General features: G+C 61.8%; 19 protein-coding genes and 1 pseudogene. 16 read left to right on the forward strand and 4 right to left on the reverse strand.

All coding sequences use genetic code 11. The features are described 5' to 3' along the window. Positions 1-3: 3 nt before the first annotated feature. The 14 genes from ruvX (at position 4) to NUV99_08790 (ending at position 15,496) form a co-directional block, all read left to right on the forward strand. A complete protein-coding gene (gene ruvX, locus NUV99_08725; protein MCR4420188.1) occupies positions 4-507 on the forward strand; it encodes a Holliday junction resolvase RuvX in 504 nt (167 codons plus the stop codon). Positions 508-541: 34 nt separating this feature from the next. Further along, entirely contained in the window at positions 542-805 is a 264-nt protein-coding gene (locus NUV99_08730; protein ID MCR4420189.1) for a DUF1292 domain-containing protein, read from the forward strand. A 202-nt stretch (positions 806-1,007) separates the two neighbouring features. Then, positions 1,008-1,640, forward strand: a complete 633-nt coding sequence (locus NUV99_08735; GenBank protein MCR4420190.1) for a VanW family protein — start codon at positions 1,008-1,010, stop codon at positions 1,638-1,640. A 234-nt stretch (positions 1,641-1,874) separates the two neighbouring features. Then, on the forward strand, positions 1,875-2,957 hold the full coding sequence (mltG, locus tag NUV99_08740; protein ID MCR4420191.1) for an endolytic transglycosylase MltG: 1,083 nt from the start codon (positions 1,875-1,877) through the stop codon (positions 2,955-2,957). Between the two features lie 93 nt (positions 2,958-3,050). Next, positions 3,051-3,656, forward strand: a complete 606-nt coding sequence (locus tag NUV99_08745; protein MCR4420192.1) for an Hsp20/alpha crystallin family protein — start codon at positions 3,051-3,053, stop codon at positions 3,654-3,656. Positions 3,657-3,729: 73 nt separating this feature from the next. After that, on the forward strand, positions 3,730-4,143 hold the full coding sequence (locus tag NUV99_08750; GenBank protein MCR4420193.1) for an Hsp20/alpha crystallin family protein: 414 nt from the start codon (positions 3,730-3,732) through the stop codon (positions 4,141-4,143). A gap of 480 nt (positions 4,144-4,623) precedes the next feature. Continuing rightward, positions 4,624-6,606 carry an aldehyde dehydrogenase gene (locus NUV99_08755; protein ID MCR4420194.1) on the forward strand — a complete coding sequence of 661 codons (1,983 nt, stop codon included), beginning with the start codon at positions 4,624-4,626 and terminating at the stop codon, positions 6,604-6,606. A gap of 35 nt (positions 6,607-6,641) precedes the next feature. Continuing rightward, positions 6,642-7,190: a (4Fe-4S)-binding protein gene (locus tag NUV99_08760; GenBank protein ID MCR4420195.1), complete on the forward strand. Its 549-nt coding sequence runs from the start codon at positions 6,642-6,644 to the stop codon at positions 7,188-7,190. Between the two features lie 26 nt (positions 7,191-7,216). Then, complete coding sequence (locus NUV99_08765; protein MCR4420196.1) at positions 7,217-8,368, forward strand: (Fe-S)-binding protein; 1,152 nt, start codon at positions 7,217-7,219, stop codon at positions 8,366-8,368. Between the two features lie 156 nt (positions 8,369-8,524). Next, a complete protein-coding gene (locus tag NUV99_08770) occupies positions 8,525-11,656 on the forward strand; it encodes a CoB--CoM heterodisulfide reductase iron-sulfur subunit A family protein (protein ID MCR4420197.1) in 3,132 nt (1,043 codons plus the stop codon). Then, positions 11,634-12,401: a hydrogenase iron-sulfur subunit gene (locus NUV99_08775; protein MCR4420198.1), complete on the forward strand. Its 768-nt coding sequence runs from the start codon at positions 11,634-11,636 to the stop codon at positions 12,399-12,401. Before NUV99_08770 ends, NUV99_08775 begins: the two co-directional genes overlap by 23 nt. A gap of 94 nt (positions 12,402-12,495) precedes the next feature. Continuing rightward, positions 12,496-12,966 (forward strand): NAD(P)H-dependent oxidoreductase subunit E, encoded by a 471-nt coding sequence (locus NUV99_08780; protein ID MCR4420199.1) that lies wholly within the window; start codon positions 12,496-12,498, stop codon positions 12,964-12,966. A 16-nt stretch (positions 12,967-12,982) separates the two neighbouring features. Continuing rightward, the gene (locus tag NUV99_08785) at positions 12,983-14,893 is read left to right on the forward strand and encodes an NADH-quinone oxidoreductase subunit NuoF (GenBank protein ID MCR4420200.1); all 1,911 of its coding nucleotides are present in this window, start codon (positions 12,983-12,985) and stop codon (positions 14,891-14,893) included. A 12-nt stretch (positions 14,894-14,905) separates the two neighbouring features. Next, positions 14,906-15,496 (forward strand): 2Fe-2S iron-sulfur cluster-binding protein, encoded by a 591-nt coding sequence (locus NUV99_08790; protein ID MCR4420201.1) that lies wholly within the window; start codon positions 14,906-14,908, stop codon positions 15,494-15,496. Between the two features lie 52 nt (positions 15,497-15,548). Here NUV99_08790 and NUV99_08795 read toward each other — a convergent pair whose 3' ends face one another. Beyond that, positions 15,549-15,734, reverse strand: coding sequence for a hypothetical protein (locus NUV99_08795; GenBank protein MCR4420202.1), 186 nt, complete (start codon positions 15,732-15,734; stop codon positions 15,549-15,551). Between the two features lie 80 nt (positions 15,735-15,814). Next, complete coding sequence (locus NUV99_08800) at positions 15,815-16,813, reverse strand: hypothetical protein (protein MCR4420203.1); 999 nt, start codon at positions 16,811-16,813, stop codon at positions 15,815-15,817. A gap of 417 nt (positions 16,814-17,230) precedes the next feature. Here NUV99_08800 and NUV99_08805 point away from each other — a divergent pair. Beyond that, a pseudogene (locus NUV99_08805) lies at positions 17,231-17,634 on the forward strand (desulfoferrodoxin). Further along, a complete protein-coding gene (locus NUV99_08810; protein ID MCR4420204.1) occupies positions 17,634-18,209 on the forward strand; it encodes a rubrerythrin family protein in 576 nt (191 codons plus the stop codon). The pseudogene NUV99_08805 and the gene NUV99_08810 overlap by 1 nt, the downstream one beginning before the upstream one ends. Before the next feature lie 93 nt (positions 18,210-18,302). Here NUV99_08810 and NUV99_08815 read toward each other — a convergent pair whose 3' ends face one another. Both NUV99_08815 and NUV99_08820 read right to left on the reverse strand, forming a co-directional pair. Continuing rightward, positions 18,303-19,136, reverse strand: coding sequence for a DUF72 domain-containing protein (locus tag NUV99_08815; GenBank protein ID MCR4420205.1), 834 nt, complete (start codon positions 19,134-19,136; stop codon positions 18,303-18,305). A 38-nt stretch (positions 19,137-19,174) separates the two neighbouring features. Beyond that, positions 19,175-19,960: a response regulator transcription factor gene (locus NUV99_08820; GenBank protein MCR4420206.1), complete on the reverse strand. Its 786-nt coding sequence runs from the start codon at positions 19,958-19,960 to the stop codon at positions 19,175-19,177. Positions 19,961-20,151: the final 191 nt, after the last annotated feature.

The raw sequence follows: 20,151 nt of genomic DNA on the forward strand, positions 1-20,151 counted from the left end.
GGGATGCGTATACTGGGTCTAGATGTGGGGGAGAAGAATATCGGCGTGGCCGTTAGCGATCCCTCAGGTCTCACTGCCCAACCCTTGATGACCCTGCGCCGCCGGTCCCGGGAAGCCGATCTGGCGGCTCTGGCCGCCCTGGCCCGGGAGTACGGGGTAGAGGAAGTGGTGGTGGGCCTGCCGCTCCGGCTTGACGGCAGCCCGGGGCCGGAGGCGGAACGCGTGGTCCGGTGGGCGCGGCGCTTAGAGGCGGGCCTGGGGCTGCCGGTTCGGTATTGGGACGAGCGGCTTACTACCGCCGCGGCCGAACGGGCGCTGTTGGCGGCCGATCTTTCCCGTCGAAGGCGGCGTCGAGTCGTGGACCGCACTGCCGCCTGCCTTATACTCCAGGGTTACCTGGACAGGCGCCAGGTCCAGGGCGCGCACAACGAGCATGGCGCAAGGCCCGACCCCGAGGGGGAGAGTGCAAGCGCCGGCGATGTTGACAGGTATAACCACCAGACGTAGAATAGGCATAACCAAACCGAAACGGGGTGAGCAGGTGAACGAATCCGATACCATCGTCCTGCTGGACGATGAAGGCCAGGAGCACGAGTTTATGGTGGTGGACTTCCTCGAGGTGGGCGAGAAAGAGTACGTGGTCTTATTGCCCCTGGACGAAGAGGAAGAAGGCGAGGAAGGGGAAGCAGTGGTCTTCCGTCTCGAGCTCGACGAGCAGGGCGAGGAGGTCCTTCACGAGATCGAGGACGATGCCGAGTGGGAGGCTGTGGAGAAGGCCTGGGAGAAGGCCATGGCCGAAGAGTAAAGGGAATACCCGGGGCCGCGATAGCGCGGCCCTGCTTGTCCATGCGAGCTTGCCGAGCCGAAGCCTCCTGCCGATCTGGCGGGTGGTGGCGCTGGCAGCGCTCGCATTAGCGATGCCGCTTTGCCGGCCGGCCGCAGCAGGGGGAGGAGCTTGTCTGCTTGCCGAGTGCGCCACTCCGGTCGCCGGCTGCCAGCAGGAGCGGTTGCAGAATCTGGCCCTGGCGGCACAAGCTATTGACGGATACCGGGTTCTTCCCGGACGAGTCTTTTCCTTTAATCAAGTGGTGGGGCCGCGCACCCTGGAGGCCGGCTACCGGCCGGGACCGGTTCTGACCCCCCTGGGCGAGCAGAGCGCGGCGGGGGGCGGGGTGTGCCAGGTTGCCACCACCCTGTACAACGCTGCCCTCCGGGCCGGGCTGCCGATCCTGGAACGTCACCCTCATTCCGCCGCCGTAGGCTACATCGATCCGGGGCTGGACGCCGCGGTGGTCTACGGTCGTCTGGACTTGTGCTTTGCCAATCCTTCATCCCAGGCGCTGCTTATCCGGGCAAAGCTCGACCGGGGCTACCTGCGCGTTTCCCTCTGGGGGCGGCAGCCGGTAACCGGGCCGATACGGGTAGGGGTAAGAGTGCTGGCCACCATTCCTCCCGGTGAGGTTTTCCGCATTGAACCCGGGCTGCCCCCCGGAGCCCAAGTGGAGCTCTATCCGGGCAGGGAAGGAATGCAAGTAGAAGTCAGGCGGCGGTTCCTGGGCTCGGGCAGGGAAGAGCTGGTCTCGCGGGATTCTTATCGCGCGCGGCCCAGAGTGGTACTGAGGGGCGGGTCCCAACCCTAACCCTCGAGGGCTGGGTCAGGCGGACAGTGGTCTGCGAACGCTCTAACCGAGGAAGACAAGGACCGTGCGGCAGCCACAAGGTTCCGGAGGGCAAAGCGCCAACCCGTTCGGCGGCCGATCGGGAGGAGGGGAATCGGGGCCTCTGGGGTCGGCTGGGTGACCGTCGGGAACGTCAGGGTTGTGCCCAACCTGACGGCATAGTATGATGGTTACCGCGGGGCGTCTTGGGGGAGGGTGAGTAATTCGGAAATGCCGACGGCAACGCTTCCACCCCGGCTTCCTTGGCCTTCCTACCGGCTGGGCGTACTGGCAGGCCTGTTGATACTGGTCCTGGCTATATGCAGTCTGGGTTTCTGGTTTGAACGAGCTCTAGGGCCGGCAACTCCTCCGGGCGAAGAGGAAGTGGTAGTGAAGATCCCTCGGGGCAGTTCTCCCGGCCAAATTGCCGAGCGACTGCGGCAGGAGGGGCTCATTCGCAGCGCGGTGGTTTTCCGCATATACTTGCGGCTGCAGGGGCTGGAGGAAAGCCTCAAGGCCGGGGAGTACCGGTTGTCGCCAAGTCTTTCCGTTCCCGAGATAGCCGATACTCTGGCCAGCGGAAACGTGGTACGCCACCGGGTCACCATTCCCGAGGGGTTCACCCTCAAGCAGATAGCTGCCCGTCTCGCCGAGGCCGGCCTCATAGACCCGGAGCGTTTTTGGCAGGTGGCTGCCGAAGCCCCCTTCGATTACGACTTCCTGCGGGACGGGCCGCCGGGAACTCAGCGGCTGGAGGGCTTTCTCTTTCCCGATACGTATTATTTTTCCAAAGACATGACCGAGGAAGAAATAATAGCGGCCATGCTGCGGCGTTTCCGGGAGGCCTTCACTCCGGAAATGGAGGCCCGGTGTCGGGAGTTGTCGCTCACCGTGCGGGAGGCGGTCACGCTGGCCTCACTGGTGGAGCGGGAGGCCAAGCTGGACGCGGAAAGACCCCTGGTGTCGGCGGTTTTTCACAACCGGCTCCGCCTGGGATTAAAACTAGAGTCCTGTGCTACGGTGCAGTACCTTCTCGATGAGCCCCGACCGGTTCTTCGCGCCGAGGACCTCAAGATTCCTTCCCCCTACAATACCTACCTTCACGTCGGCCTACCCCCGGGTCCGATAGCCTCACCCGGCTTGGCTTCGCTGCGGGCGGCACTTTATCCTGCCTCGGCGCCTTATCTTTACTTTGTGGCCAATCCCGACGGCAGTCATACTTTTAGCCGCACTTACTCCGCCCACCTTGCCGCCAGCCGGTCGATCCGCAGTCGTTCCGCCACCTCCTCTTCGCCCTGACCAGTGGAGCTGGGGTATAAACCCAGTTCTCCGGTGGCATATTAAGGTTCGGGCGCAAGCCCCCAATGCCAAAGAGGAGGTAGGTAAAACCTGATGTACGTAAGCGCCTTCAATCCTCAGGCCATGGCTTTCGCCCAAGGCGGACAGATGGCCTCGGCTCTGCCTCCGGCCCTTACCTGGACTGCCCAGCCGATTGCCACGGCAGGGATGATGCCCCCCGCTTATCCGGGTATAGGGTACATGCTGCCGGCAAGCAGTGCCTGGGTGCCGGCCATTAGCGCCGGAGCCTTCGGCTTGCCGATGGGTCACGCCATTACGTACAGCTTCGTGCCGGCCATGGGTACGGGCATCGCCTCGTCGGCCCTCGGCCCCGAGTTCCGCTACCTGCATACCGGGGCAGGGCTGGTAGAGCCGCGGGTAGAGATTTCGGAGACCAACAGCGACATTGTGGTTACCGCCGAGCTTCCCAACATTAACCCCAGCGACCTTAACCTGACGGTGACCGACGATTCGTTGAGCATTTCCTGCACCGCGTTTGCCGGCGGTATTCCCACCAGCGTCCACCGTACCATCGCCTTGCCTACTTCGGTAAAGGCCGAGCAGGTCACCGCCAATTACAGCAACGGGATCCTGGAGTGCCGCCTGCCCAAGTCGGACCTTGCGGCCCGCAGGCGCATTCGGGTAAATCCTATGGGCTAGAGCTTCCGCGGCGGGGCGGCCGCATTGCCGCCCCGCCGGGGGTTCTTTTGGCCTCCGGTGAAGAGGTGAGAGCGTGTACCACATACAGGTAGCGTGGCCCTATTTTTCCACCGCCCTCCCCCCGACGGAGCTGCCGACGGCTACTCCTGCGGCCCCGGCCCCCCGTGTGGATCTCCTGGAATCCGACCGGGAGGTAGTGGTGATCATGGAGGTTCCCGGCAGCAAGGCCGACCAACTGGCCGTGGAGGTGCACGATCAGCAGCTGGAGGTCAGCGGAAGCGTAGGCTCCGGCCTGTCCGAGGCCCAGCCCGGTCTGGTTTACCGCTACCGGGAGCGGGCCCAAGGGGATTTTCGCCGCCTGCTGAGTCTGCCTGCGCGGGTGGATTCTGCTCTGGCCACGGCCACCCTTCGGGAAGGGCTCTTGATGGTGCGCCTCCCCAAGGCAGACCGCTCCCCGTCTCAACCCAGGAAGGTGAGCATAGGCTAGGTCCGGCCCGGGTCTCCGGGTGGACGAATCGTCCGTCCCTTTCTGCTTCTCCCACCGCAACTGTTTCGGTGTGGTATACGGTTTCGGCAGGGGTTCCGCAGACCCTGTCGAAATGGTTTCTTGGAGTGTGCCGGTATCCGCCTGGCGGGCCGGGTTACGGAGGCTGCCTTCATCGTTCCCGCCTTTATGTAGCCAAATTTACATTTCTGGTGTAATAAACCTTACCGTTGCTCATCCCACGGCGGTTTACAATTATACCAAAAGTGTAAGGCAGCAAGAGATGCTGGCACGGGTCTTGCAAGTTCTTGTTTTTCGGCAGGGTGTTGGCCGGAGGTCTAGCCGGGTCTTAGGGATTAGGCGGAGGCTTGGAAGTAAGGGGGGTATGACGGCTCTACGCCTGTAAGGAACCGAAAAGCGGTCTAGGCGGTTAAGGCAGAACTAATCAGCGGACATCGGAGGGAAAGAGAGGAGTGACCGGAAGTGAGGTATGCGGAAACCGGATATAACCTGGAAGTGGATCTTTCTACCGGCAAGGTGGAAAAAGTAGAGACCGACCCCCGCTGGACGGAATTGTTTCTTGGGGGGCTAGGGACCAACGCCCGGCTAATCTGGGATAGAGTTCCGCCGGAGGCAGACGCGTTTTCCGAGGAGAACATACTGGTTATTAGCGCCGGGCTGCTCGTAGGTACGCCGGTGATCGGGGCGAACCGGGCGATCGTGAGCAGCATCTCTCCAACGACCGGACTCTTCGTGTTTTCCATGGCCGGAGGCTTCTTCGGCCCGGAACTCAAGCACGCCGGATACGACAAAATAATCATTAAAGGAAAATCGCCCAAACCAGTATATCTTTGGATTCATAACGATCACGTCGAGATCCGGGACGCCAGCCACCTGCGGGGCAAAGGCAGCCTGGAAACGATCGAGCTCTTGCGGCAGGAGCTCAAAGACCCGCGGGCCCAGGGAATAGCCATCGGTCCGGCGGGCGAAAACCGCGTGTACTTCGCCTCCATTGAGACCACGCGGGGCAGTTTCAGCCGCGCGGGCGTGGGCGCGGTGATGGGGGACAAAGGTCTCAAGGCGGTGATGGTCCGGGGAACCCGAGAGGTCAACGTGCTCCAGCCGCGCGAAGTCTACGAGTTCAGCAACGAGGTGCTGAGGTTCATACGGCACCGCAAGGAGAACCCGCTCAAGGGCGTGCAGCCCATTCACGAGACCATCGGTGCCCCTCAGGAAATGGTAATCGACGACGAAGAGTGGCACTGCAACAACTTCGCCTGGGGACACGCCCGCCAGAGGAGACGTGACTTCTGGAACAAGGAAGTCGAGCAAAGGTGGGCCGAGATTACCAACCAGGTCAGAAAGCGGCTGATCGGCTGCTACAACTGCCCGCTCTACTGCACCGCTCTTATTTCCGTTCCCGGATACTATCCCTACCACCTCAAATGCTTCACCAAGCTGACCTACGTGCTGGCGGCCTATGGAGATTTGGACTTCGGCTTCAAGATCAATTCCTATTCCGTGCAGTACGGATTCGACGGGTACTCGGCCGCGCAGGTGTGCGCCTTTGCCGTCGAGCTCTACGAGAACGGCATTCTGACCGACAAGGACATGCCGGGTTTCCCCTCCAACAACGAGGAGCGCTTCTTCTGGCTGCTGGATAAGATCGCCCACCGCGAGGGCATCGGCGATATCCTGGCCGACGGCGTCTACCGGGCGGCCCGGCAGATCGGTCGCGGCGCCGAAGCCTTCGACCACAACACCATCAAGAAGCTGGAGCAGGTACCGATCAAGCTGGGGATGCTCAACCCGATCTACTTCCTCATGTGGTCCACCAACGAGAAAGGAAACATCACCCAGGTCGAGGGCCAGGTGCCGCAAGTGCACCTTACCCCGGAGCAGAAGGAAAACTTCATCAAGGACTGGGTCCAGCTTCCCACCAAGTACGCGGACAAGATAAAGGCCTGGCTCCGGGATTGGCAGCCGCGGGGAGAGCGCTCTTATCCCTTCTGGCCTTCCCTGGATACGGTCTGCGCCCTGGTAGACTGGCAGGAGGTCATGCACTATCTGGACGACTGCCTGGGGCTCTGTTCCGGCCTGGATGCCTTTGCCTACAAGCCTCCCTACCATGTGCACAATATGCCCCACCTGTTGAAGATAACCGCCGGTTTGGAGCTGGACGAGGAGTCCTTGTGGGACGCGGCGGTGAGAGTAAGGACCCTGGTACGGGCCATTAACAACAGCCGCGGGCTGAGAAGGAAAGACGACAAGCCGCCCGAGGACCACTGGAAGCACCGCTTCCCCGAGTACGAGGCCAAGCTCATCGACGCCTTCTACCAGCACCGAGGCTGGAATCAGGACGGTATTCCCACCAAGGAGACTCTGGAGCGGCTGCAAATGGGCTTCGTTGCCGAAGAGTTCATCCGCAGGGGCATCCTTACCGAAGCCGCTGCGGAGGCCAAGTAGACACTCGGGAATAACCGGCTATGGAGGATTGAGCCATGAGTGGAGAGCAAATCAAGAAGAAAAAAGTCAAGGTCATAAAGATCGACCCGAGCAAGTGCACGGGCTGTCGCTCCTGCGAGTTGATTTGCAGCGCCTCCCACGCTACGCCCAAGTACGGGAGCACCAACCCGGCCAAGGCGCGCATTCGCGTGATGTTCAAGCCGCTTGAAAACATATATCTTCCGGTTATGGCCGGCGAGTACACCCCGGCCGAGTGCCCGGGCCGCTATTCTATCATCATTGACGGCCAGGAGTACGGCGAGTGCGCGTTCTGTCGGGCTTCCTGTCCTTCGAGGGACCTCTTCAAAGAACCCGATTCCGGCTTACCTCTGAAGTGTGACCTGTGCGAGAGCGACCCCACTCTGGAAAAGCCCCTGTGCGTCCAGTGGTGCTATCACGAGGCCTTGACCTACGAAGAGAGGGAAGAAGAGGTAACCGAGGAAGTGAAGCTGGACCAGATGGAGGTTGCTCTGGAGTCGCTGGTAGACAGGTACGGTCTGGAGAAGATAGTGGAAGGCATTGCCCGCATGGCCTCTAAGGGCTAAACCTTAACCGAAAGAGGAGAAGTCCTATGGAAACCGTAGCCCCTTTCAAAGAGGCAATACAGGAGATAAAGGAAAGCGGCGGCGACGTTGTCAAGTACTGCTACGAGTGCGGTAAGTGCGACACCATTTGTCCGTGGAACAAGGTCACGAATTTCAGCGTGCGGCGGCTAATGCGAGAATCCAACTTTGGCCTGGCGGAAATCGAGCGGGAAGAGATTTGGCGCTGCACCACCTGCGCGCGCTGTACGTTGCGGTGTCCGCGAGGGGTAAAGCAGCCGGACGCCATGGTGGCCCTGCGGCGGATCGCAACCAAGTACGGCGTTTACCCTGCTCCGGTGTACCCCGTCCGGACGGCCATGGCCGGCCTCACGGCGGAAGGGAACCCCTTCGGCGAGGAACGGGCAAAGAGGACGCAGTGGACCGACGGGCTTCCGGTCAAAGCCTTCAGCGAGGGAACCGAGGTCCTGTACTTCCCCGGGTGTTATCCCAGTTACGATCCCCGGCTGAAGAAGGTGGCTCGGGCCACGGCCACCATTCTCAGCAAGGCCGGGGTGGACTACGGCATCCTGGGCACCAAGGAAAACTGCTGCGGGGAGAGCATCCGGCGGACGGGTAACGAAGAACTCTTCAAACGCCTGGCCAAGGAGAACATCAAGACCTTCATCGACAACGGGGTGAAGAAGATCGTCGTTTCCTCGCCGCATTGCTTCCACACTTTCAAGAACGAATACCCGCAGTTCAGCGTGAACTTCGAGGTAATGCACGTTTCCCAGCTCCTTTGGGAGCTAATCAGGGACGGAAAGCTCCAGATCACCAAGGGGTATCCGAAGCGGGTAACGTATCATGACCCCTGCTATCTGGGCCGGCACAACGGCGTATTCGACGAGCCTCGAGAGGTTCTCAAACGCATACCGGGTCTGGAACTGGTAGAGATGCCCGAGTCCGGGAAGAACAGCCTCTGCTGCGGTATGGGCGGGGGCCGGATATGGATGGAGACTCCCAAGAACGAGCGGTTTTCCAACCTGCGACTGGAGCAGGCCCGGGAGGTAGGGGCAGAGGTGCTGATCACCTGTTGTCCCTACTGCATCACCAGCTTTGAGGACAGCCGGCTCATCCTTGAGTACACCGACGTGCTGGAAGTCAAGGACCTCACCGAGGTGCTGGCGGAGGTTATCTAGGGGGGCCGACGGGGCGGGCGCCCCTCGCCCACCGGGTTCGGTACCGTCCGGGCGGCGCTCCCCCGGGCGGCCTGACGGCCCTCGCCGCCCCGGGGAGATACCGGACGAAGGCTCCGGGCCAATAAAGTACGAAAGTACGATCGAGGTGGAGAGCAAATGGAGAGGGCAGCAATTGTGGATCTCCTTAAATACCGCAACTTTGGGGACGTAATGGTGGTCGGAGGGGGAATAAGCGGTATCCAGGCCGCCCTCGATCTCGCCTCGGCGGGGTTCAGGGTGTATCTGGTAGAAAAGTCGCCCTCCATTGGCGGCCACATGGCTCAGCTGGACAAAACCTTTCCTACCAACGATTGCTCCATGTGCATCGAGTCGCCCAAGTTTATCGAGTGCCACCGCCACCCGAACATCGAGATCATTACCTACGCCGAAGTGGATGCGGTGGAGGGCGAGCCGGGGAACTTCAAGGTCACGGTAACCAAGAAGCCGAGATACGTTGCCGAGAGCAAGTGTACCGGGTGTACCACCTGCCGGGAATACTGCCCGCTGCTGGTTCCCGATCCCTTCAACCAGAAGCTATCCAATAACAAGGCCATCCACATCCACTTCGCCCAGGCCATTCCCCTGGTTTCCTACGTGAACGAGAACTGCCTCTTCCTGCGCGAGGGGAAGTGCCGGATATGCGAGGGGGTCTGCAAGAACGACGCCATCAACTTTGCGCAGACCCCGGAGAAGACGGAAATAAGGGTGGGCGCGATCGTTCTGGCGCCCGGTTACGAACCCTTTGATCCGGCCGTGCTTGACGAGTTCAATTACGGCAAGCTGGCCAACATGGTAACCAGCCTCGACTACGAGCGGATCCTGTGCGCCACCGGGCCTTATGAAGGGATAATCAGGCGGCCGTCGGACCTCAAAGAGCCGCACCGGATCGCCTGGATCCAATGCGTGGGTTCCCGGCAGGTCATCGAGGGCGCCAACAGCTACTGCTCGGCGGTATGCTGCACCTACACCCAGAAGCAGGTAATCCTGACCAAGGACCACGTGGCCGATATAGAGTGCACGGTATTCCATAACGACATCCGGTCCTACGGCAAGGATTTCGAGCGCTTCTACCAGCGGGCGGCCAATCTGCCGGGGGTGCGCTTCATCCGAAGCTACGTAACCGTGGTGGGGGAAGTGCCGGAAACCAAGAACATCGTTATCCGCTACTCCACGCCCGCGGACGGAGTGAAGGAAGAAGAGTTCGACCTGGTGGTGCTCTCCGTCGGACTGGCCCCGCCTGCCGACGCCAGGGAGCTGGCCCGGAAATTGGGGATCGAACTCAGCCCGCACGGCTTCTGTCAAAACAATCCATTCAACCCGATCGAGACCAATCGGCCGGGCATCTTCGTAAGTGGAGCCTTCATGGGACCGGTGGATATTCCCGAGTCGGTAATGACGGCCAGCGGAGCGGCCTCGATGTGCGGAGAGCTTCTGTCTTACCGTCGGGGCAAGCTGGCCAGAGAAAGGGTATACCCGCCGGAAAGGGATGTGGCCGGGGAAGAGCCCCGAGTCGGCGTTTTCATCTGTCATTGCGGTGCGAACATCGGCGGAGTGGTCAATGTTCCCTCGGTGGTGGAATACGCCCGGACGCTGCCCTATGTGGTCCACGCCCAGGATCAGCTCTTCTCCTGTTCGGCGGACTCCGCGCAGCAGATAGCCAACACCATCCGGGAGAAGGGGATAAACCGCGTGGTAGTGGCGGCCTGCACTCCCAGAACCCACGAGCCGCTGTTCCGGGATACCCTCCGCGAGGCGGGCATCAACCCCTACTACTTCGAGATGGCGAACATCCGGGAGCACTGCTCCTGGGTTCACTCCCGGGAAAAGGAAGAGGCTACGCGCAAGGCTAAGGACGCGGTCCGGGTCGCGGTGGCCAAGGCGCTGCGCCTGCAGCCGTTGCAGGAGTTCAACCTCCCCGTCAACAAGAACGCCCTGGTGGTGGGCGGCGGCGTGGCCGGCATGAACTGCGCCCTCAGTATCGCCAGCCAGGGACACGACGTTTACCTGATAGAGAAGGAAAAAGAACTCGGCGGTACGGCCAGGCGGATCTTCTACACCCTTGAGGGTCAGGACGTTCAGGCCTATCTCCGGGAACTCATCCAGAGGGTGTACCAGCATCCCCGGATCCACGTCTACACCAATGCTTACCTGCTCGACAGCACCGGGTACGTAGGAAGCTTCGTGACCAGGGTGGCCTCGGGAGAGAAGGTTATCGAAATAAGGCACGGAGCGACGGTAGTGGCAACCGGAGCGGAGGAGTACCGGCCCACGGAATACCTGTACGGCCAGGACGAGCGGGTACTCACCCAGCTGGATCTGGAGGAAAAGATCGTGCGTGCCCCGGAAAGCCTGGCCGGGTGCGAAACCGTGGTCATGATCCAGTGCGTGGGAAGCCGGCAGGAAGACCGCAACTACTGCTCCCGCGTATGCTGCAGCCAGGCGGTCAAGAACGCCCTGAAGCTGAAAGAGATCAATCCTAACCTGGACGTGTACGTCCTCTTCCGGGACATGAGAACCTACGGCCTGAAAGAGGATTACTACCGCGAGGCGGCGGATAAGGGCGTGCGGTTCCTCCGTTACGAAGAGACCGACAAGCCGCAGGTGGAGCCGGCGGTGGAAGAGGGCCGGGAGGTACTCAGGGTGACGGTAACCGACCAGGTTCTGGGCAAGAGGATCGCCATCGACGCGGACCTCCTGATCCTGTCCGCAGCCGTGGTTCCCTCCCCGCAAACCAAGGAACTATCGCAGCTCTTCAAGGTGCCGGTAAACCCGGACGGCTTTTTCCAGGAGGCGCACGTGAAGTTGCGGCCCGTGGACTTCGGGGCCGAAGGCGTATACCTCTGCGGCACGGCCCACTATCCCAAGCACCTTCAGGAAGCGGTGGGGCAGGCTTACGGAGCGGCCGGCCGGGTCCTCACCCTGCTGTCGCACGACACGGTGGTGGCCTCGGGTTCGGTGTGCGAGGTAGATGAGGACAGGTGCGTGGCCTGCGGAGCGTGCATCTCGGTCTGCGCTTACGGGGCCATCGAGTTCCGGCAAACGCCGCAAGGGAAGAAGGCCACGGTTAATCCGGTGCTGTGCAAGGGCGACGGTCTCTGCAACACCAAGTGCCCGACCGGGGCCATCTCGCTAAAGCACTTCACCAACGAGCAAATCCTGAGCCAGATCGACGCGGCGGCTGGATCGGAAGCGTGGATGCTTACCGAGCAAGGAGGCGTGGGCGACTATGGAAAGAGGGTCGCAGTTTAGACCGAAGATATTGGGTTTCCTCTGCAACTGGTGTGCTTACGGCGGCGCCGACCTCTGCGGAGTCTCGCGCTACCAGTACCCTCCCTACCTGAGAGTGGTTCGGGTAATGTGTTCCGGACGGGTCGACATGGGGTTCGTCCTGCGGGCTTTCCAGAACGGCATGGACGGAGTATTCGTGGGCGGGTGCTGGCCCGGTGAGTGTCACTACATTACCGAGGGTAACTACGATGCTCTGGCCATGATGCACCTGACCAAGAAACTGCTGCGCGAGATCGGCATCAATCCCGAGAGAATGAGGCTGGCCTGGGTGTCGGCCTCGGAGGGCGTGCGCTTTGCCGAGATCATGAACGAGTTCAGCGCCAAGGTGAGGGAACTGGGCCCGCTCGGCAAAGGCGAAGGTCTGGACCCGCAGACCCTGGCGGTCAGGCTGGAAGCCGCAGCCAAGCTCGTTCCCTATATAAGGCTGGTGGAAAGAGAAAGACTGAGACCCCCCGTGCGCACCGAAGAAGCTTACAACGAGTTCTTCACCGGCGAAGAGGCAGATCGGATCTTTAAGGAGTTGGTCGTCAGCAGGCTGGTGGAAAACGAGGTAATGCTGCTCCTGCGCAAGGGTCCGCGGTCGGCGGGAGACATCTGCGGCGCCCTGGGTCTAACCATATCGGAAGCCCTGGGTTACGTGAACCCGTTGGTGAGAGACGGGCTGGTCAGGTACGACGTGGAGCACAACCGATTCGCGCTTGCCTAGGTACGGGCCGGGAGGCAGACTGCGGAGCCGTGCCGGCAGGCGCAAGATAGTGGTCGGGCCCACGAAACGAGAAAGGGAGAGGCGGCAGATGGGTATGAACAAGGATAAGGTAAACGAAGTCGTCGATAGGGTAGTCGAGAAGCACCGGGGCGAGCCCAGCGCGCTGATCCAGGTTCTGCTGGACATACAGAGCGAGATCGAGTGGCTGCCGCAGGAGGTACTGGAAAGGGTTAGTGAGAAGCTCGGGGTACCCCTCGGTCGGGTAAGGAACGTGGTAACTTTTTACAAGGCCTTTCAAACCGCCCCGAAGGGACGCCACGAGGTTCGGGTCTGTACCGGTACGGCCTGCCACGCGCTTGGAGCCTCTCGCATCCTGGAAACGGTAGAGGCTGTGACCGGCGTGAAGCCCGGAGAAACCGACGTCGACTCCAGGTTCACCGTGAGGGCCGTGAACTGCCCCGGGTGTTGCGCCTCGGGTCCCGTGGTGGAAATCGACGGGAAGACCTTCGGTAAGATAAGCGCATCGGAGTTGGTAGAGCTCCTGAGGAAGTACGAGCGGGAGTAGGAGGAGGAAATGGGTCATGCCCCGAGTTAGTTCTCCGGCGGAGTTAGAGAAACTGCGGAATGATATCCTGGCGAGGCGGGGCGCGGACCGGCGCTACGTTTGCGTTCCCTTTGGATCGGACTGTCGCGCGGCGGGCAGCGGGGAGGTAGCGGCAAGGCTGGAGGAAGAACTGCGCAAGCAGGGACTGGACCGGGAAATCGCGGTCAAGCGGACCGGCTGCCTCGGGCTTTGCGAGCGGGAGCCCATGCTGGTCATCTACCCGGAGGGGATCTGCTACCTCGACGTACGACCTGAAGACGTACCCGAGATCGTGGGCCAAACCATAAAGGGAGGGAAGCTCGTTGAGCGCCTGCTCTACGTGGACCCGGCAAGCAACGAGAGGATAGCCTGCATCAACGACATTCCCTTCTATAAACACCAGGTACGGCTCCTACTCGGGGTTACACCTGAGGTAGATCCCGCCAGCATCGAGGACTATCTGGCGGTAGGCGGCTATTCGGCCCTGGCCAAGGCGCTCTTTGAGATGACCCCGGAGCAGGTGATTACGGAGGTCAAGAAATCGGGGCTGAGGGGTCGGGGGGGTGCGGGCTTTCCCACCGGCCGCAAGTGGGAGGAGGCCAGGCACGCACCCGGCGACCTCAAGTACGTGATCGTGAACGCCGACGAGGGAGACCCCGGGGCCTTCATGGACCGCAGCGTGCTGGAGGGGAACCCGCATTCGGTGCTGGAGGGGCTGATTATCGGCGGATATGCCGTGGGCGCCCGGGAAGGGTTCTTCTACGTTCGCGAAGAGTACCCCCTCGCCCTGGAACACGTGAGACTGGCCATTAAGCAGGCCGAAGAATACGGCTTCCTGGGAAAGAACATCCTGGGATCGGGCTTTGACTTCACCGTCACGGTGCACCAGGGAGCGGGCGCCTACGTGGTGGGCGAGTCCAGTGCCCTGATGACGGCCATAGAAGGGCGGGTAGGCGAACCCCGGCCGAAATACATTCACACCGTCGTCAAAGGGGTCTGGGGTCGGCCGAGCGTGCTGAACAACGTGGAGACCTGGGCGAACGTACCGCAGATAGTCAACAAAGGCGGGGACTGGCTTGCCGGGTACGGCACGGAGAGAAGCAAGGGCACCAAAGTGTTCTCTCTGGTAGGGAAGGTCAACAACCCCGGCCTGGTTGAGGTTCCCATGGGAATGACCCTGAGGGACATAATCTACAAGATCGGCGGGGGGATGCGCGGCGGCGGCCGGTGCAAGGCCGTTCAGACCGGCGGGCCCTCCGGCGGGTGCATTCCTGAGGATCTCCTGGACCTCCGGGTGGACTTCGACGAATTGACCAAGGCCGGTTCCATCATGGGCTCCGGCGGAATGATTGTGATGGACGATGAGACCTGCATGGTGGATCTGGCCAGGTATTTCATCGAGTTCCTCAGCGACGAGTCCTGCGGAAAGTGCGTGCCCTGCCGCGAGGGACTGCGGCAGATGCTGGGAATACTGACGGACATCACCAAGGGTCGGGGGAAAGAGGGCGACATCGAGACCCTGGAGGAATTATCGGAGGTTATGATGGATGCCGCGCTCTGCGCCCTCGGGCGGGCGGCGCCTACCTCGCTGCTCTCCACTTTGCGCTACTTCCGAGACGAGTACGTGGCGCACATAAGAGACAAGAGGTGCCCGGCACTTTTCTGCAAGGATCTGGTGGCCTACTGCATCGACCCGCAGAAATGTTCGGGTTGCGGCAAGTGCCTTGCGGTCTGCCCCACGGGCGCCATCGTGGGTAGTGAGAAGCAGCCGCATGCGGTAGACCAGGCGAAGTGCAGGAAGTGCGGGGCTTGCCTGGAAGTATGTCCGCCCGAGTACGGAGCGGTTAGCAAACTCTCGGGTGAGCCCGTACCCTCCGCGGAAGCGGCCGCAACTCTAGCCAGAGCGTAAGGAGTGAACGTGATGAGTGAAGTCACTCTGCAGATTGACGGAATCCAGGTCAGGGCCACCGAGGATATGACCGTCCTGGAGGCAGCCAAGAACGCGGGAATATCGATTCCCACCCTTTGCTACCACGAGAAATTGGAGCCCTACGGCGCCTGCCGGCTCTGCATGGTGGAAGTAGAATCGGGCGGCAGGACCAGACTGGTGGTGTCCTGTGTCTACCCCGTAGAGGACGGCCTCATTGTAAGGACCAAGTCGGAGAGGCTGAGCAAGATTCGTAAGACGATCATAGAGCTGCTGATGGCCCACGCACCGGATTCGCCGGTATTGCAGGAGTTGGCCGCCGAATACGGTGCGGAACGGGACCGCTTTGCGAAACAATCCTCCTTCTGCCTGCTCTGCGGCCTGTGCGTGAGGTACTGCGCCGAGGTCAAGAAGAAGTACGCCATCGGCTTCGTGGATAGGGGCATAAGGCGAGAAATCAGCTTTGTCCCCGAGGTCGCCGCCAGGGAGTGCTGGAACTGCAAGGAGTGCTTCTCCCTCTGCCCGACCTCCTACCTCCAGGCGGTGTACGTTCTGACCGAGGCTCTGGCGGGTGCGGGCAGATAGGGGGCCTGTAGGCCTGCTGCCGGCTCGGCAGTCGCACTCTGCTCTGCGCAGGTTAGGTTCCGGGCCAGGGCGAACCGCTGTTAACGTCGTCCGTGTCGAGCAGCACCAGATCTCGGGGGCTGCGCGGCTCGGTTAGCTCCGCCCTGGCGTAGGCGGAGCTTGGCGTTAACAGCCGGTATTTGGGACCCAGATGAGGGTAGGCGATGACGATTCCGCGTCCTAACCGGCGACGAAGCACGCTCCTTCCCTCCTCGGTAACGGCTAACAGATCCCTCGGCCGCCGTCAGGCGGCCGATTGCCTTTCGCCGATTGTCTTTCTCAGATGACCCGCGTCCAGCGTTGCCCGGTCATGCTCACATGCAGGCGGGGACTGCCTTCGGGGGTGGTACCCAGGCGGGTAACGGTGCCCTGAAAAACGAAGGCGTCCAGGCAGGCTAGGCTCTCTACCAGCCCCCCCACGGCCTCGAAGCTTACCGGTCCCCGCTCCTGGTCGGTCAGCAGATCCGCCGGGTTAAACGGTTCGTTGAGCCGAAGGTCGGTCTCGTAGCACTCGTAAAGCTCCCACATCAGGCTGTCTAACTCCGGGTCGGCATATACCACCGGCAGCCCTATTTCCTCGCGGGCCTCGCGGCGCGAGATCATGTGATTGTGGGAATAGAGCCGCGCGGTTAGATTGGCCACTATGCTCTCTATACGCGGCTCCTCCTCCGAGCCCAGGTGCAGGCGCAAGAGTTTCTTGGCCAGGGAGCGGATCAGGGCGTAGTTCCGGTGCACGTTACCCAGGGCCAGCGGGTGCACCTTCTCCGAGAGGAAGCGGAATACCAGGCCCAATTGTTCCTCGCTTCGCAAACCGGCCATCTCCTGAGCCAGGGAAATGTAGGAGGAAACGTCTTCTACGCTCACCGGGATGCGGGCTGCGGGATTGGCCGGGTCCTGAGGGTTGAAGGCGTTGGCCACGCTGGGATCGATGGGGCCCAGCTCCCCCATCCTGCCCATTACTACTTCGTCTGCCCCCAGGCAGAGTAGGGTCCCGGCACTGTAGGCGCGGAATGGCACCAGTACGGCCAGCCGGTTGGCGTATTCGCGAAGCAGGTTGACGAGCCGCCAGGGCGTTAGGACGTCGCCGCCGCGGGTATAAAGGAAGAGGTCCAGCCGGGAGGTTGGACCTATGGCCTCCAGGTGGCGGTAGAACACGCGGAGAACGTCCGGCGCCACCCGGGTGCTGACGTTTTCCCGGTCGCCGGTAAAGTAGGCGATGAGCCTGGATTCCCGTCTCTTCTCGATGCGGCTGATGATTTCCGCCCGTTTCTCCCGCAAGCTCGTATTCACCCTTCTTAGCATTCCCCGGCGCCGGGTTCCTAACTCCGGAGAAAGCTGCGGCCCCGCCGAGGAAGCGGGGCCGAATTCAAACCAGGTGCCTCCCCAAAGGGAAGGGGCCCTGGGGACGACTATTCGTCGCCCAGCAGGAGCAGGATTAGAATTAGGAACACAATGAACGCTTTACGGTCGCGCAGGTAGCCGGTCATTCTGGTTCCTCCTTCTTACCAGATTGACTTTTTCTGGAGCTAGTTTATGTGGGGCAGGAGCAAAGGGTTCCGCGTCTGGGCAGGTTGCCTCCCGGGTCGTCGGAAGAGAATGCGCCGGAAGCCTGGGACTGGATGCGCGGTATCGACTAACGGCAAATGGCAGGGTATAGTGATAGTAAGGCATTCTGCTTCGAGGGGGGGTATTCATGTGACCGCCGCACGCGAGGTTTACCGGTGCCTGGTCTGCGGCAACGTGGTGGAGGTGGTGCATTCGGGAAAGGGAGCCTTGGTCTGTTGCGAAAACCCGATGGAGCTGCTGGCGGAGAATTCGGTGGACGCCAGCAGGAGAAGCACGTGCCGGTTGTTGAGGAAGAGCGCGGCCGAACCAGGGTAACCGTTGGTAGTGCACCCCATCCTATGGAACAGGCGCACTACATAGAGTGGATTGAGCTCTTCAGCGGGGAACGTCTGTGCCGCGCATATCTGCGACCCGGGGACGCCCCGCAGGCCGAGTTTGCCTTGGAGCCGAGGTCTGCGATCGCCCGCGCCTACTGCAATCTGCACGGGCTTTGGGTTTCTCCAGCCGGGTCGTTCGGGAAAGGGGGATCATAATGCCCAGTCTAAGGGGAACACAAACCGAGAGAAACCTTCTGTTGGCATTTGCCGGCGAATCGCAGGCCCGGAATCGCTACACCTTCTTTGCCAGCCAGGCCAAGAAGGAAGGGTACGAGCAAATAGCGGCCGTATTCTCGGACACTGCGGACAACGAGAGAGAGCACGCCAAGCGGTTCTTCCGCTTTCTCGAGGGAGGAGAAGTGGAGATAACCGGGAGCTTTCCCGCCGGCGTGATCGGCAGTACCGCCGAGAACCTGGCCGCGTCGGCAGACGGCGAGCGCCACGAACACTCCGAGCTTTATCCGGAGTTCGCCCGGGTGGCCGAAACCGAAGGTTTTCCGGGAATAGCCGCAGTCTTCCGGGCGGTGGCTGTGTCCGAGCAGGGACACGAACAGAGATTCCGGGCCCTTTTGGCCAATCTGCAAGGCGAACGCGTTTTCTCGCGGGAGGGCAGGGCGGTGTGGCGCTGCCGCAATTGCGGCTACCTGCACGAAGGCCCTACCGCACCTGAGGTGTGCCCGGCCTGCGCCCATCCCCAGGCCTATTTCGAGCTGAAAGCGGAGAACTACTAATCAGAAGGCCCCGTCTGTGGCCTGCCCGGCAGGCGGGGCCCGTTCCGGCGCAGCGACGGGGGCTACCGGGAGGGGGGCGATAACAGGACCCGACTAGAGTAGGCCGGCTTCTTCCAGCAGCCGGCGCAGCATGCGAGCATTGGTCACGGCCTGGCCCTGGTAGTGGTTGTTGAAGGCTACGAAGACTGCCCTCGCCTCGCGCGCCAGGGAGGCGATGCCGGGGATCCACTCCTTGAGTTCTTCTTTCGAGTAGAGGTAGTCGTAGCGCTCGTAAGCCTGCTCGTGGTCCCACCACTTGCCGGCATTGCGACCGTGGAAGCGCACGTAGGCTGTCGGAGCCGTGCATTGCACTACCCCACCCGGCAGGCCGCGCAGCCGCGGCCCGTCCACGCAGACGTAACCGAGGTTATGTTGTGCCAACCACTGCCAGACTTCGTTCCGGGACCACTCCCGGCTTCTGAACTCTACCACCAAAGGCAGGCCGGCCAGCAGTTCCCGCACCCGGTCCAGGTAGGATAGGTTCTCGGATTGAAAATGAAAGGAGTAGGGGAACTGCAAGAGCACCGCTCCGAGTCTCCCGGATTCCAGGAGCGGGACGAGACCGGTCCGGAACTCCCGTGCCTCCTCGGCCACCGCGGGACCGCGTTCATGGGTCAGACCCCGGTAGGCCTTAACCGTAAACAGGAATCCCTCGGGCACCTTGCGCAACATGCCGGCCAGGGTGCGGGCCGAGGGCAACCGGTAGTAAGAAAAATTGACCTCCACAAAATTGAACTCACGGGCGTAATGGGCCAGCATGTCTGCCGGGCGCAGGGAAGCCGGGTAGAAAGGGCCGACCCAATCCCGGTAGCTGTATCCGGAGGTGCCCACACGGATTTCGCCCTCACCGCGGGTCTTGCGGTACCGGGTGCCCGAGCCGTCAGACACGCGCTTACCCCCCTCGGAGTGATTGCCGGGCGAAAGGCTCAGGAGCCAAGGTCTCCTTGGCGGTCGAGGACGCATTGGGCCCGGTTCAAGAGGGAAACGGGGTCGACACCGTGTTCAGGATACACGGCCGATCCGAATTGCCAGGTGATCTCCGGGTCCAGGATCGCCAGCCAGTCCTTCAGTTTGGCCATGACCGTTTGGGCCCCCTGTGCCCCGGTCACCGGGAGGACCACCGCCAGGCGGCCGCACTCCAGGGAGATCACGCTGTCTATGTCGCGCAGGCGGCGCCCCAGGTAGCCTTCCAGATCGGAAAGGGCGCGGGCTCCCGGACCGGAGCGCCGACCCACCAGCAGGGAGACTTCTCCGCCGGAGCGGGAGGCACGGTTGATTTCCAGGCGCAGGATTCCCAGGAGGCTCTCTTCGGGACCGGTTCTCCCTTGACCGGGGCCGATCAGCTTTTCCACCCGCCGCACCAACTGCCGGGGGGCAAAGGGCTTGATCAGATACTCCGCAGCACCGAGGTCTAGCGCCTGCCTTACCACGGTAGAGCAACCACAGGGAGTAAATACCATGACCGGGGTGTACTTTGACCTCGGCCTGGCTTTCAGCTCCCGTAGCACTGTCAGCCCGTCTATGCCAGGAAGCAGGGTATCCAGCAGGATGAGGTCGAAGGGCCGCGGCTGGGCGGCGACCCTGGCCAGAGCCTCCTCGCCGCTGGTCGCCTCTTCGGCCTCATAGCCGTGCGCCCCAAGAGATTGGCGCACCCACGAACGGGTCACGGCAGTATCCTGCACTACCAAAATACGCTTTGAGCCCCCGGTCAAAAGGACCACCTCCCGCGGCCTAACCTTCTGTTCTCCGTCCCCACTCGCTTCTCCTGCCGCCCGCCCTCCTGGCCCCAAAGGCCGAAGGATCACTGGCCCGGGAGGACCGCAGGTGGGGATGCGTCAGGGCCGGGGCCTGAGTTATCCCCACTTTCCCACGGGCGGTACCGGGTGCTCCCCGTTCGTACTGT

Source organism: Clostridia bacterium (genome assembly GCA_024653205.1).
Taxonomy (GTDB): Bacteria; Bacillota; DSM-521; order Neomoorellales; family SLTJ01; genus JANLFO01.